The sequence below is a fragment of the Citrobacter sp. Marseille-Q6884 genome, assembly GCF_945906775.1.
Classification (GTDB): domain Bacteria; phylum Pseudomonadota; class Gammaproteobacteria; order Enterobacterales; family Enterobacteriaceae; genus Citrobacter.
Genome location: NZ_CAMDRE010000001.1, coordinates 2,022,111 through 2,035,616, shown reverse-complemented (window position 1 = coordinate 2,035,616; position 13,506 = coordinate 2,022,111). Strand labels below are relative to the sequence as shown.

The 13,506-nt window shown below is 50.4% G+C and carries 10 protein-coding genes, 2 tRNA genes, 2 rRNA genes and 1 pseudogene; 5 read left to right on the top strand and 10 right to left on the bottom strand.

What is annotated here, in order from left to right; translation table 11 throughout:
• The first annotated feature begins 158 nt into the window (after positions 1-158).
• Entirely contained in the window at positions 159-569 is a 411-nt protein-coding gene (locus N7268_RS09620; RefSeq protein ID WP_198905333.1) for a Spy/CpxP family protein refolding chaperone, read from the top strand.
• A gap of 101 nt (positions 570-670) precedes the next feature.
• On the opposite strand, the gene N7268_RS09615 is transcribed toward N7268_RS09620, so the two are convergent.
• Together N7268_RS09615 and dnaQ are read right to left on the bottom strand one after the other, a co-directional pair.
• Positions 671-747 (bottom strand) — tRNA-Asp (locus tag N7268_RS09615).
• Between the two features lie 134 nt (positions 748-881).
• Positions 882-1,610, bottom strand: coding sequence for a DNA polymerase III subunit epsilon (gene dnaQ / locus N7268_RS09610; RefSeq protein ID WP_260862685.1), 729 nt, complete (start codon positions 1,608-1,610; stop codon positions 882-884).
• Here dnaQ and rnhA point away from each other — a divergent pair.
• Positions 1,564-2,140 (top strand): annotated as a pseudogene (gene rnhA / locus N7268_RS09605) (ribonuclease HI). The gene dnaQ and the pseudogene rnhA sit on opposite strands and share 47 nt — an antisense overlap.
• On the opposite strand, the gene N7268_RS09600 reads toward rnhA, so the two are convergent.
• A complete protein-coding gene (locus N7268_RS09600) occupies positions 2,137-2,859 on the bottom strand; it encodes a class I SAM-dependent methyltransferase (protein ID WP_260862684.1) in 723 nt (240 codons plus the stop codon). The pseudogene rnhA and the gene N7268_RS09600 overlap by 4 nt on opposite strands.
• 33 nt (positions 2,860-2,892) lie before the next feature.
• On the opposite strand from N7268_RS09600, the gene gloB reads away from it, so the two are divergent.
• Both gloB and mltD read left to right on the top strand, forming a co-directional pair.
• Entirely contained in the window at positions 2,893-3,648 is a 756-nt protein-coding gene (gene gloB, locus N7268_RS09595) for a hydroxyacylglutathione hydrolase (protein WP_198905341.1), read from the top strand.
• Positions 3,649-3,719: 71 nt separating this feature from the next.
• Complete coding sequence (gene mltD, locus N7268_RS09590; RefSeq protein ID WP_260862682.1) at positions 3,720-5,078, top strand: murein transglycosylase D; 1,359 nt, start codon at positions 3,720-3,722, stop codon at positions 5,076-5,078.
• Between the two features lie 49 nt (positions 5,079-5,127).
• Here mltD and N7268_RS09585 read toward each other — a convergent pair whose 3' ends face one another.
• The 3 genes from N7268_RS09585 to N7268_RS09575 all read right to left on the bottom strand — a co-directional run bounded on the left by N7268_RS09585 (position 5,128) and on the right by N7268_RS09575 (position 8,084).
• Positions 5,128-5,898 carry a class I SAM-dependent methyltransferase gene (locus tag N7268_RS09585; protein WP_260862680.1) on the bottom strand — a complete coding sequence of 257 codons (771 nt, stop codon included), beginning with the start codon at positions 5,896-5,898 and terminating at the stop codon, positions 5,128-5,130.
• Positions 5,899-5,976: 78 nt separating this feature from the next.
• Positions 5,977-6,777 carry an endonuclease/exonuclease/phosphatase family protein gene (locus N7268_RS09580; protein ID WP_196207568.1) on the bottom strand — a complete coding sequence of 267 codons (801 nt, stop codon included), beginning with the start codon at positions 6,775-6,777 and terminating at the stop codon, positions 5,977-5,979.
• Positions 6,778-6,908: 131 nt separating this feature from the next.
• The gene (locus N7268_RS09575) at positions 6,909-8,084 is read right to left on the bottom strand and encodes an MFS transporter (protein WP_260862678.1); all 1,176 of its coding nucleotides are present in this window, start codon (positions 8,082-8,084) and stop codon (positions 6,909-6,911) included.
• Between the two features lie 104 nt (positions 8,085-8,188).
• Here N7268_RS09575 and yafC point away from each other — a divergent pair, with 104 nt between their 5' ends.
• Complete coding sequence (gene yafC, locus N7268_RS09570; RefSeq protein WP_260862677.1) at positions 8,189-9,103, top strand: DNA-binding transcriptional regulator YafC; 915 nt, start codon at positions 8,189-8,191, stop codon at positions 9,101-9,103.
• A 22-nt stretch (positions 9,104-9,125) separates the two neighbouring features.
• On the opposite strand, the gene dkgB is transcribed toward yafC, so the two are convergent.
• The 4 genes from dkgB to N7268_RS09550 all read right to left on the bottom strand — a co-directional run bounded on the left by dkgB (position 9,126) and on the right by N7268_RS09550 (position 13,336).
• On the bottom strand, positions 9,126-9,929 hold the full coding sequence (gene dkgB / locus N7268_RS09565; protein ID WP_260862675.1) for a 2,5-didehydrogluconate reductase DkgB: 804 nt from the start codon (positions 9,927-9,929) through the stop codon (positions 9,126-9,128).
• Between the two features lie 163 nt (positions 9,930-10,092).
• Positions 10,093-10,169: transfer RNA gene (locus tag N7268_RS09560), tRNA-Asp, on the bottom strand.
• Positions 10,170-10,220: 51 nt separating this feature from the next.
• A 5S ribosomal RNA gene (rrf, locus tag N7268_RS09555) occupies positions 10,221-10,336 on the bottom strand.
• 94 nt (positions 10,337-10,430) lie between these two features.
• Positions 10,431-13,336 (bottom strand): 23S ribosomal RNA (locus N7268_RS09550).
• Positions 13,337-13,506 lie beyond the last annotated feature (170 nt).

Here is a 13,506-nt window from a genome sequence, read left to right as displayed (position 1 = left end):
CGGAATATTTTTTCGTGGCGGGATTGTTTCACTCCGTAACCAACCGCAAAACAAATTCGCGTGGCGACATGCCTTCAGCAACGTATTCTGCAATAGATAATCACTCGCCGCTGGCGGTGGGTAGATACTGTCAATAATTCCCTTATCAGGATCTCTACATGAAGAACTTCGTACGTATGACTTTGCTGGCCGCGACCCTGGCTGGCGCCTCTTTTAGCACGCTTGCATCCAATGTATCCAACGTTCCTGCACCTGCCCAGGATCCGGTCGTACAACGCCTTAAACTGAGCAACGACCAGGTCTCTCAGATCAAAAAACTGCACCAGCAGCTTGAAGATAATATTAGTCAGATTTCAGTGAAGGACGTCAAAGACGGCGCGCTGATTGATGTTATCAAGTCAGGGAAATGGGATGACGCGGCGGTGAAACACCAGCTTGCCGCATTCGGCAATATCGAACAACAGGCGCGTTATTATCGGGTGAAATACTACTTTGACCTGAACAAAGTCCTCACGCCAGAGCAGCGTCAACTGGTTCAGAAAGATATCGCCCAGACACTGAGCGAATAAGGACAGAAGCCCTCAATAATGCGTTATTGCGGGCTAATATTTTTATGCAGGGCTAAAACGACGAAAGCCTGAATCATTTCTGATTCAGGCTTTCTGAATAGTGGCGGAATGGACGGGACTCGAACCCGCGACCCCCTGCGTGACAGGCAGGTATTCTAACCAACTGAACTACCACTCCGCGTTGTGTTCCGCTTGGGAACGAAGCGAATATTACGGTTTGCCTCACGCCTCGTCAACGCTTTTTCTCACTCTTTTTAATCGTTTGCTGCAAAAATCGCCCGAATGGCCATTTCTCTACTGTAAATGCGTAAACTATGCACGCCAGAGGCAACTTCCGCCTTTCTTCTGTACCAGGTCGAGGCGCGATTCATGGGCCGCTAACTCTTCATCAGTGGCAAAAACAACGCGTAACTTACTGGACTGCCGCACAATGCGCTGAATGCCTGTGTCCCCTTGCTGCTGGCTGTCACCTTCCATTGAAAATGCCATCGTTGTCTGCCCGCCCGTCATCATCAGATAAACATCGGCCAGAATCTGGGCATCGAGCAATGCGCCGTGCAATGTACGTTTGCTGTTGTCTATCTCATAACGCGAGCACAGTGCATCAAGACTGTTACGCTTGCCGGGGAACATTTTCCTCGCCAGCGCCAGGCTATCCGTGACTTTGCATATCGCGTTCGTTTTCGGGATATCACGATTGAGCTTAGCAAACTCATAATCCATAAAGCCGATATCAAACGATGCGTTATGAATGACCAGCTCCGCACCGCGGATATAGTCCAGAAACTCATCGGCGACATCGGCAAAAACAGGTTTATCAAGCAGGAATTCGTCCGCAATTCCATGTACACCAAACGCTTCCGGGTCCACCAGCCGATCCGGTTTCAGGTAAACGTGGAAGTTATTGCCCGTCAGGCGGCGGTTCACCACTTCGACCGCACCGATCTCAATAATCTTGTGGCCTTCGTAGTGGGCGCCAATCTGGTTCATACCGGTGGTTTCGGTATCGAGGACGATCTGTCGTGTAATTCCAGTGCTCATAGCGGTCATTTATGTCAGACTTATCGTTTATATCGATCTCTAAAACAGGAAGTCTACCAGAGATGCTTAAACAGGTAGAAATTTTCACCGATGGTTCTTGCCTGGGAAATCCAGGGCCTGGTGGTTATGGGGCAATTCTACGTTATCGCGGGCGGGAAAAAACGTTCAGTGAAGGATACAACCTCACCACCAATAATCGTATGGAATTGATGGCGGCAATTGTTGCGCTGGAAGCATTGAAAGAACAGTGCGAAGTGGTACTCAGTACCGATAGTCAGTACGTACGCCAGGGCATTACCCAGTGGATCCACAACTGGAAAAAACGCGGCTGGAAAACAGCTGATAAAAAACCGGTAAAAAATGTCGATCTCTGGAAACGTCTGGATACTGCTCTGGGCCAGCACCAGATCAAATGGGAATGGGTAAAAGGTCACGCAGGACACCCGGAAAACGAACGCTGTGATGAACTCGCGCGCGCGGCTGCGATGAACCCGACTCAGGATGATGTTGGATATCAGGTTGAAGCTTAAGCGTCCGGTTTGCGATATTGCCGGGTTGCCCCCACGGCCTGGCGGATACGCGCTTTGTTTTTATTTTGTTTCATGGGGTTAAGCGTAAGCGGAATCGTTCGCTTGCGCGCAACAACGAGTTGCATGCATCCCAAAGCGGGAACATGCGCACTTAACATTTTCCCACCCTGCTTTTTCCAGGGCAAAACATGAAAACGGCTATAGTGCAGTACTTCAAAATTCAACAAAGAGAGCCAGTCCATTTGGCGCATCAGTGTAAACATCCTGCTGTTATAGGGCGATGTTTTGCGTAATACCGGCACCAACTTACGCAACCCCATCAAACTTATTGGATTGAATCCGCTCAATATCAACCAGCCATCATCGATGAGCACGCGATCGGCTTCCCGCAGTAATCGATGAGGATCGGCACACCACGGCAACGTATGCGCCAACAAACAGACATCGACAGATTTATCGGCAAAAGGCAGTTGTAAAGGATCAGCCAGCACCTGCATCGGCGAACCTTGCGTGGAAACATTTACCTGATGAGAAACGGCGCACGCTTCGGAATTGATTTCTGCGCTTAAATTGCCAATCTTAAGCAGATGAAAACCGTACATTTTTGCGAACCACGGATTAAGCTGATGCTCCAGCGCCTCACGATAGTGCTCGCCCCAGGGCAAATCATCCCAGCTAACGGGCGCTACGACAGTTTGAGGGATCCTTGCCGGTTTCATCACGACCTTCCGTTACGCATTGAGAGGTAATTTATGAATCTTAACAGTATTCCCGCATTTCAGGACAATTACATCTGGGTCCTGACAAATAATGAAGGCCGTTGTCTGATTGTCGACCCTGGCGAAGCAGCTCCGGTGCTAAACGCCATTGCAGAGCATAACTGGGTGCCCGAGGCCATTCTCCTCACCCATCACCACCAGGATCACGTTGGTGGTGTGAAAGAGCTTGTGCAGCGTTTTCCACAAATTGTGGTTTACGGACCGGCAGAAACACAAGATAAGGGAACGACACACATAGTCGAAGATGGCGATATTGCTCTCGTTTTAGGGCATGAATTTCGTGTATTTGCCACTCCCGGTCACACTTTAGGACATATCTGTTACTTTAGTCATCCTTATCTGTTTTGCGGAGATACTCTCTTTTCTGGCGGCTGCGGCAGACTGTTTGAAGGCACGGCCGCACAGATGTATCAATCACTTAAAAAAATAAGCGCACTCCCTGATGACACATTAATATGTTGCGCACATGAATATACTTTAGCAAATATGAAGTTTGCATTAAGCATTCTCCCGCACGATTCGTTCATAAACGAATATTATCGTAAAGTTAATGAGTTACGCGTAAAAAAACAAATGACACTACCCGTAATTCTGAAAAATGAACGACGAAATAATCTTTTTTTAAGAACGGAAGATATTGATTTAATTAATGAAATAAACAAAGAAACAATATTGCAACAACCTGAAGAGCGTTTTGCCTGGTTAAGGTCAAAGAAAGATACGTTCTGACAATTCCGGGTTGCCTTTTGAAAACTTCGCCGTTATGATCGGTCGTCTTTTAAGCAACTATTGACACACACATGAAGGCAAAAGCGATATTACTCGCCTCTGTCCTGCTTGTTGGGTGCCAGAATACTGGTAACGTCCAACAACACGCACAGAGCCTTTCTGCAGCTGGTCAAGGGGAAGCAGGAAAGTTCACAAGCCAGGCGCGATGGATGGACGATGGGACGTCTATTGCAGCCGATCAAGATTTGTGGGCTTTCATTGGTGACGAGCTAAAGATGGGAATTCCGGAAAACAACCGGATTCGCGAACAGAAACAGAAGTATTTACGTAATAAGAGCTATCTCCACGATGTAACTTTACGGGCAGAGCCGTATATGTACTGGATAGCCGGGCAGGTTAAGAAACGTAACATGCCTATGGAACTGGTACTACTACCCATAGTGGAGAGCGCTTTTGATCCTCACGCGACGTCTGGCGCCAATGCCGCAGGTATTTGGCAGATCATTCCGAGCACGGGGCGCAATTATGGTTTAAAACAGACTCGCAATTATGATGCACGTCGCGACATTGTGGCTTCCACCACTGCCGCACTGGACATGATGCAGCGTCTGAACAAGATGTTTGATGGCGACTGGCTGCTGACCGTGGCTGCTTATAATAGCGGTGAAGGTCGTGTGATGAAGGCAATCAAAGCGAACAAATCGCGTGGTAAATCCACCGATTTCTGGTCGCTCCCTTTGCCTCAGGAAACGAAGCAGTACGTACCTAAAATGCTGGCATTGAGTGATATTCTCAAGAACAGCAAGCGCTATGGCGTGCGTCTGCCTACCACAGACGAAAGCCGCGCATTGGCACGAGTGCGCCTGAACAACCCGGTTGAGATGGCTCAGGTTGCCGATATGGCGGGTATTTCCGTTAGCAAGTTGAAAACCTTCAATGCTGGCGTGAAAGGCTCGACGTTGGGTGCCAGCGGTCCGCAGTACGTGATGGTGCCAAAGAAGCATGCAGAGAAGCTGCGTGAATCTCTGGCGTCAGGCGAAATTGCAGCCGTACAGTCAACGCTGGTTGCGGATAACAGTCCGCTGAGCAGCCGTAGTTACACCGTCCGCTCTGGCGATACGCTTTCCGGCATCGCTTCACGTCTTGGCGTGAGTGCGAAGGATCTTAAGCAGTGGAATAATCTGCGTGGGTCCACCCTGAAAGTAGGCCAAAGCCTGACGGTAGGCGCGGGTACCAGCGCGCAACGGCTGGCTAAAAACAGCGATAGCATCACCTATCGTGTGCGTAAAGGCGACTCGCTTTCAAGCATCGCCAAACGTCACGGGGTTAACATTAAAGATGTGATGCGCTGGAACAGCGATACGGCTAATCTGCAACCCGGCGACCAGCTGACGTTGTTTGTGAAAAACAACGGCATGCCGGACTCCTGATAGCATCGTAAAAATTAAGGCACTGGTTTCCCCCCAGTGCCTTTTTTGTTTATCCCGCTTTATGTGCCTCAAGCATGATCGTATCGCTGGTGAATGAACCGTCCTCCCGTAACTCAAAATACGCCTTCACTTCAGAAGACGCACTCTCCTGGTATGTACGGATAGCCTCTGTCAGTACGGCGGGTGTACGCATTCTGGAAACCCAGGAACTGAACTCCAGCGGCAAACGATCAGTTAACAGCGTGTCAGTAATCAAGCTCGCGTCATTTATCATGGAGAGCCACTCACCGCTGGAATAATCGCGTACATGTGAGGTATCGCGCAGCGCTTCCACGGTTTGCAGCCAGATATCGCGCACAGGATGTCCAGGAGACATGACGTCCATTACAATAACTATTCCGCCGGGTTTCAGTACGCGATTCACTTCCCGCAGCGCCTTCCCGACATCATGCCAGTGATGTGCAGAATAACGGCTAATCACGACATCAAAGGTGCCGTCCTCAAACGGCAGGCTTTCTGCATACCCCTGCCGGGTGGAAATATTTCCTAACCCTTTCTCTTTTGCCGCCTGCGTGACCACTTCAAGCATCTGAGAAGATAAATCATAGGCCACCACCCGTTTCACATTCTGTGCAGCAATAAAGCTGGCATGCCCCGCACCACATCCCATATCCAGTACGTTTGCCTGAGGAAAATCAGACAGACGCTCAGCCAGTCGCTGTAAATCGCGTCCTGATGCGTGTACAGCGCTGGTTAAATAGGCCTTGGCCTGGGAGCCAAACTGTTTCTCGACGTTGTCATGATGGGAGTGCGTTGTCATTGTGTTGTCCTTCGGTTGTTGTGAAAGATAAAGGGCAGCACCACCACAGGCCTGCCCCACGGCAGACCTGACACACCTTTATTGTTCAGGTTTGCCGGGACTAAATTCAACGAGTAGCGGATTGTGGTCAGATGCGCGTGTAACCAGAACAGAGGCTTCACTCACATTCAAACCACGATAAAACACGAAATCGAGGGGACGACCAAATGCACGTCGGCGTTGATCGTCGGTAAAACGAACCTGCCGCAAGGACATTTCGCGGGCAAATCGGTACAGTGCATTCATACGCCGACGGCTCCAGGCATTGAAGTCGCCAGCCATAATCACCGGGCCACTGTGATGGGCAATCTGATCGCCAATGGGAAGTAACTGCTTACTGTAAACATCCACGCCGAGACTGAAGTTAACAGCATGGATATTTACCACCATCAATAAGCGCGAATCAGGCAGTGGGTACACCGTCACCAGTGCCGATTTTGCCAGCCGTAAAATCGGCTCACGCTCGCGCAGAGGGCAGCAGTAAACAGGATGTGCGGCTGAAAGCGTCATGACGCCAGAAGGATGTTGAGGTAATACAAAGGCGGGAACCTGATCGGCAGCAAGATAGTTAGCGGTCGCAAACTGCACCAGTTCAGGCGTGGTTTGCGCTTCCTGTAATAAAACCAGATGCGCATCTTTGCCAAAATTTTTCAGCACCGACAGCCATTCTGCCCGCTGCTGTTTAAAAATATTCCACACCAGGACGCGAATGCGATCTTCGCTGCTTAACGGAACGCCTGCCGGTAATGCCTGGCCAATATGCGCAAACGATCCTGGCGGTAAAATTCGCTCAACGGGTTGTCCGGCAACATAGCGCATGGCATAGGTGTTTTTTCGCACTTTAGACTTTCAAACCTCTGTAACGTCAACCAGCCCGCAACCGGACTGGTTCTTCTGTTATAGGGATTTTAGCACTCACTTTCAACGGACAATTGCAGTTTGTTTTGTAAGTGGGTACTTACATCAGCGATTTACCCCAGCGCAACATGTGCGGGTTTATCAAGACGTCCGCTAACGCCCATCAGCAAGAAAGCCCCCAGCACGATCAGTGCGCCAATCCATGGGGTTTGTGCTAACCCGTAGTGCTCTACCGTCTGCCCACCAATCACGGAACCCAGTGCAATGCCAATATTAAACGCCGCAATGTTTAGTCCTGATGCCACATCCACCGCATTTGGCGTGAATTGCTCCGCTTTCTGCACCACGTAAACCTGTAAACCCGGTACGTTGCCGAAGGCAAAGATCCCCATTACCAGTATCGTTGCCAGTGCAGCATATTGCGTGGAAGACGTGACCTGGAAGACCATCAACAGAACAAACAGGGCGGCAAAAATAAACTTCAGCGCAGGAACGGCACCATGCTTATCCGCCAGCCTTCCTCCCCAGATATTCCCAATTGCCACAGATACGCCATATCCCAGTAAGATCCAGCTAACTGCAGCGGGCGAGAAACCAGCCAGATCCTGCATCATCGGCGCCAGGAAGGTAAACGCGGTAAAGACACCACCGTAACCCAGAGCCGTAACGGCATAGATGAGCAGAAGACGAGGATGCGTTAAGACTTTAACCTGGTCACGAAGGCTGGCGGCAGCACGGCCCGGAATATTTGCCGGGATCAGTAACTGGCTGCTAATCAGCGCAATGACGCCTAACAGTGATACCGCAAGGAAAGTTTCACGCCAGCCAAAGTGCTGCCCAATGAATGTTCCCAGTGGAACACCCGTTACCAGCGCTACCGTTAATCCACCAAACATAATGGCAATTGCAGAGGCAGCTTTCTCCTTGGGTACCAGACTTGTCGCGATGGTAGAACCAATCGAGAAAAACACGCCGTGTGCCAGGCCGGTCAGCAGACGGGCAACGATCAATGTCGTATAGCCAGGTGCCTGCCAGGCCAGCAAATTACCGGCAGTGAACAACACCATTAACGCAACCAACAGCTGCTTACGCGGTAAGCGTCCGGTCAGGGCAGTCAGCACCGGCGCGCCAATCGCCACACCAAGTGCATAGATAGAAACCAGCATCCCCGCAGAAGGCAAAGAGATCGCCAGCTGTTCCGCAATAGTTGGTACCAGACCGACAATGACAAATTCAGTCGTGCCAATAGCAAAGGCACTTATTGTCAGCGCAAATAAAGCGAGAGGCATAAATAACTCCATATCATCAGTAATCAGATGACACGCAGTATGCCGGGATGTTTTAATGACAAAAATATCCAAAATCTCAATATAATTTTGCTTCAGGTGCAAAAATGAAAGCAACATCCGAAGAACTCGCGATTTTCGTTGCTGTCGTGGAAAGCGGCAGTTTTAGCCGTGCTGCGGAACAGCTGGGACAAGCCAATTCCGCTATCAGTCGGGCAGTGAAAAAACTGGAAATGAAGCTGGGTGTCAGCTTGCTCAATCGAACAACCCGACAGCTGAGTTTGACTGAAGAGGGTGAACGCTATTTCAGACGCGTCCAGTTGATACTGCAGGAAATGGCCGCGGCAGAAACTGAGATTATGGAATCTCGTCATACTCCACGCGGTTTACTGCGCATTGATGCGGCAACACCGGTGATGTTGCATTTTCTAATGCCGCTTATCAAACCGTTTCGTGAACGTTACCCGGAGATGACATTATCGCTGGTATCTTCAGAGACATTTATCAATCTTATTGAACGCAAAGTAGATGTGGCTATACGCGCGGGGACACTGACTGACTCAAGCCTGCGTGCACGCCCGCTCTTTACCAGCTACCGGAAAATGATTGCCTCACCAGAATATATCGCCCGATATGGTAGACCGCAAAATGTTGAAGAGCTTAAACAGCACGTGTGTCTGGGGTTTTCTGAACCAGTCTCACTCAATACCTGGCCCATTGCCTGTCGCGACGGGCAGCTCCATGAGGTTGAATGTGGGTTGTCCTCCAACAGCGGTGAAACGCTGAAGCAGCTTTGTCTGAGCGGAAATGGTATTGCCTGTCTTTCAGATTATATGATTGATAAGGAAATCGAGCAGGGTGAACTGGTAGAGCTGCTAGCCGATAAACGCCTGCCGGTTGAGATGCCCTTTAGCGCCGTCTATTACAGTGACCGGGCCGTCAGCACACGCATTCGTGCATTTATCGACTTTTTAAGTGAGCATATTAAAACAGCTCCCGCAGGAGCTGTGAAAGAGGGTTAATGCAACACGGGATGTTCCGTGATCAGTCCCACTCGGGAGCCAGACCTTCCGGGCTGACCAGGCGATCGTTGCAGTCCAGTGCCGCGATCGCTTTTTTATCTTCACTGTCCAGATGCAGTTCCAGCGCCAGCAGGTTACTTGCCAGATTCTCTCGTTTGGTCGAAGAAGGAATGACGGAATAGCCCTCCCCCATTGCCCATGCCAGAATAACCTGAGCCGGAGTCGCATTATGTTTAGCCGCAATGCGGGCAATGACTTCATCCTTCAGAGCCTTACCGTAAGCCAGCGTCATGTAAGAGGTGATATGGATACCGTGCGTTTTTGCCCAGTCAACAACCTTATGGCTCTGCAGATACGGAGACAGCTCAATCTGGTTGGTTGCAATGTTCTCCGCACCCACGGCAGCAATAGCTCTTTCCATCAAGGGGATAGTGAAGTTAGAGATACCAATTTCACGGGTCAGCCCCTGCTCTTTGGCTTCGAGTAATGCTTGCATAAACTCTTCAACAGAAACGGCATCATTTGGCGATGGCCAGTGGATCAGCGTCAGATCAACATAATCCGTACGCAGTTTTTTCAAGCTCTCTTTCAGGCTCGGGATCAGCTTGTCCTGACCCAGATTCTCAGTCCAGATCTTGGTGGTGATATATACTTCGCTGCGTGGCACACCGCTTTCTGCAATCGCCTGACCCACTGCGGCTTCATTATCATAGATTTGTGCAGTGTCGATGGCACGATAACCCAGCTCAAGAGCCGTTTTAACGGAAGCGATAACAACGTCGTCTTTCAGGCGAAAAGTGCCTAATCCAAATGCAGGGATAGCCATAAATTCCTCTTTTTAATCACAGGGTTCGTTAATGAGGAGGATTATGACCTTCAGATTATTAGAGAAAAAGTGTGTAAAACGCAGAGGATTTTTGCGAATTTGGCAATAATTAAATCGCAGACAAAGAAAAAGCCCTGAGCGTTAGCTCAGGGCTCTTAATAAGTGGCGGAACGGACGGGACTCGAACCCGCGACCCCCTGCGTGACAGGCAGGTATTCTAACCAACTGAACTACCGCTCCACCGGATTTTTCTACAACCACCGGCATATACCGGTTACTGCTTAATTTGATGCCTGGCAGTTCCCTACTCTCGCATGGGGAGACCCCACACTACCATCGGCGCTACGGCGTTTCACTTCTGAGTTCGGCATGGGGTCAGGTGGGACCACCGCGCTACAGCCGCCAGGCAAATTCTGTTATTAACCCGCTTACCGCCGGTTAATTTTATCTGTATCAGGCTGAAAATCGTCTTCTCTTTCGCCAAAACATCTTCGGCGTTGTAAGGTTAAGCCTCACGGTTCATTAGTATCGGTTAGCTCAATGTATCGCTACACTTACACACCCGACCTATCAACGTCGTCGTCTTCAACGTTCCTTCAGGAGACTTAAAGTCTCAGGGAGAACTCATCTCGGGGCAAGTTTCGTGCTTAGATGCTTTCAGCACTTATCTCTTCCGCATTTAGCTACCGGGCAGTGCCATTGGCATGACAACCCGAACACCAGTGATGCGTCCACTCCGGTCCTCTCGTACTAGGAGCAGCCCCCCTCAATTCTCCAGCGCCCACGGCAGATAGGGACCGAACTGTCTCACGACGTTCTAAACCCAGCTCGCGTACCACTTTAAATGGCGAACAGCCATACCCTTGGGACCTACTTCAGCCCCAGGATGTGATGAGCCGACATCGAGGTGCCAAACACCGCCGTCGATATGAACTCTTGGGCGGTATCAGCCTGTTATCCCCGGAGTACCTTTTATCCGTTGAGCGATGGCCCTTCCATTCAGAACCACCGGATCACTAAGACCTGCTTTCGCACCTGCTCGAGCCGTCACTCTCGCAGTCAAGCTAGCTTATGCCTTTGCACTAACCTCCTGATGTCCGACCAGGATTAGCTAACCTTCGTGCTCCTCCGTTACTCTTTAGGAGGAGACCGCCCCAGTCAAACTACCCACCAGACACTGTCCGCAACCCGGATTACGGGTCCACGTTAGAACACCAGCCATTAAAGGGTGGTATTTCAAGGTCGGCTCCATGCAGACTGGCGTCCACACTTCAAAGCCTCCCACCTATCCTACACATCAAGGACCAGTGTTCAGTGTCAAGCTATAGTAAAGGTTCACGGGGTCTTTCCGTCTTGCCGCGGGTACACTGCATCTTCACAGCGAGTTCAATTTCACTGAGTCTCGGGTGGAGACAGCCTGGCCATCATTACGCCATTCGTGCAGGTCGGAACTTACCCGACAAGGAATTTCGCTACCTTAGGACCGTTATAGTTACGGCCGCCGTTTACCGGGGCTTCGATCAAGAGCTTCTCCTTACGGATAACCCCATCAATTAACCTTCCGGCACCGGGCAGGCGTCACACCGTATACGTCCACTTTCGTGTTTGCACAGTGCTGTGTTTTTAATAAACAGTTGCAGCCAGCTGGTATCTTCGACTGATTTCAGCTCCACGAGCAAGTCGCTTCACCTACCTATCAGCGTGCCTTCTCCCGAAGTTACGGCACCATTTTGCCTAGTTCCTTCACCCGAGTTCTCTCAAGCGCCTTGGTATTCTCTACCTGACCACCTGTGTCGGTTTGGGGTACGATTTCGTGTTACCTGATGCTTAGAGGCTTTTCCTGGAAGCAGGGCATTTGTCACTTCAGCACCGTAGTGCCTCGTCATCACGCCTCAGTGTTAGAGTGAACCGGATTTACCTGGAACACACACCTACACGCTTAAACCGGGACAACCGTCGCCCGGCCGACATAGCCTTCTCCGTCCCCCCTTCGCAGTAACACCAAGTACAGGAATATTAACCTGTTTCCCATCGACTACGCCTTTCGGCCTCGCCTTAGGGGTCGACTCACCCTGCCCCGATTAACGTTGGACAGGAACCCTTGGTCTTCCGGCGTGCGGGTTTTTCACCCGCATTATCGTTACTTATGTCAGCATTCGCACTTCTGATACCTCCAGCAACCCTCACAGGCCACCTTCAACGGCTTACAGAACGCTCCCCTACCCAACAACACATAGTGTCGCTGCCGCAGCTTCGGTGCATGGTTTAGCCCCGTTACATCTTCCGCGCAGGCCGACTCGACCAGTGAGCTATTACGCTTTCTTTAAATGATGGCTGCTTCTAAGCCAACATCCTGGCTGTCTGTGCCTTCCCACATCGTTTCCCACTTAACCATGACTTTGGGACCTTAGCTGGCGGTCTGGGTTGTTTCCCTCTTCACGACGGACGTTAGCACCCGCCGTGTGTCTCCCGTGATAACATTCTTCGGTATTCGCAGTTTGCATCGGGTTGGTAAGTCGGGATGACCCCCTAGCCGAAACAGTGCTCTACCCCCGAAGATGAGTTCACGAGGCGCTACCTAAATAGCTTTCGGGGAGAACCAGCTATCTCCCGGTTTGATTGGCCTTTCACCCCCAGCCACAAGTCATCCGCTAATTTTTCAACATTAGTCGGTTCGGTCCTCCAGTTAGTGTTACCCAACCTTCAACCTGCCCATGGCTAGATCACCGGGTTTCGGGTCTATACCCTGCAACTTAACGCCCAGTTAAGACTCGGTTTCCCTTCGGCTCCCCTATTCGGTTAACCTTGCTACAGAATATAAGTCGCTGACCCATTATACAAAAGGTACGCAGTCACCCCATAAAGAGGCTCCCACTGCTTGTACGTACACGGTTTCAGGTTCTTTTTCACTCCCCTCGCCGGGGTTCTTTTCGCCTTTCCCTCACGGTACTGGTTCACTATCGGTCAGTCAGGAGTATTTAGCCTTGGAGGATGGTCCCCCCATATTCAGACAGGATACCACGTGTCCCGCCCTACTCTTCGAGTTCACAACACATGCACTTTTGTGTACGGGACTTTCACCCTGTATCGTGCGACTTTCCAGACGCTTCCACTAACACACATGCTGATTCAGACTCTGGGCTGCTCCCCGTTCGCTCGCCGCTACTGGGGGAATCTCGGTTGATTTCTTTTCCTCGGGGTACTTAGATGTTTCAGTTCCCCCGGTTCGCTTCATTACGCTATGTATTCACGTAATGATAGTGTGACGAATCACACTGGGTTTCCCCATTCGGAAATCGCCGGTTATAACGGTTCATATCACCTTACCGACGCTTATCGCAGATTAGCACGTCCTTCATCGCCTCTGACTGCCAGGGCATCCACCGTGTACGCTTAGTCGCTTAACCTCACAACCCGAAGATGTTTCATTCGATTCATCATCGTGCTGCGAAAATTTGAGAGACTCGAACACACCGCTTTTCATTTCTTGTTTACGGAGAAATGAAACAGTGTGTCGTTTCAATTTTCAGCTTGATCCAGATTTTTAAAGAGCAAATATCTCAAACAAGACTCGCAA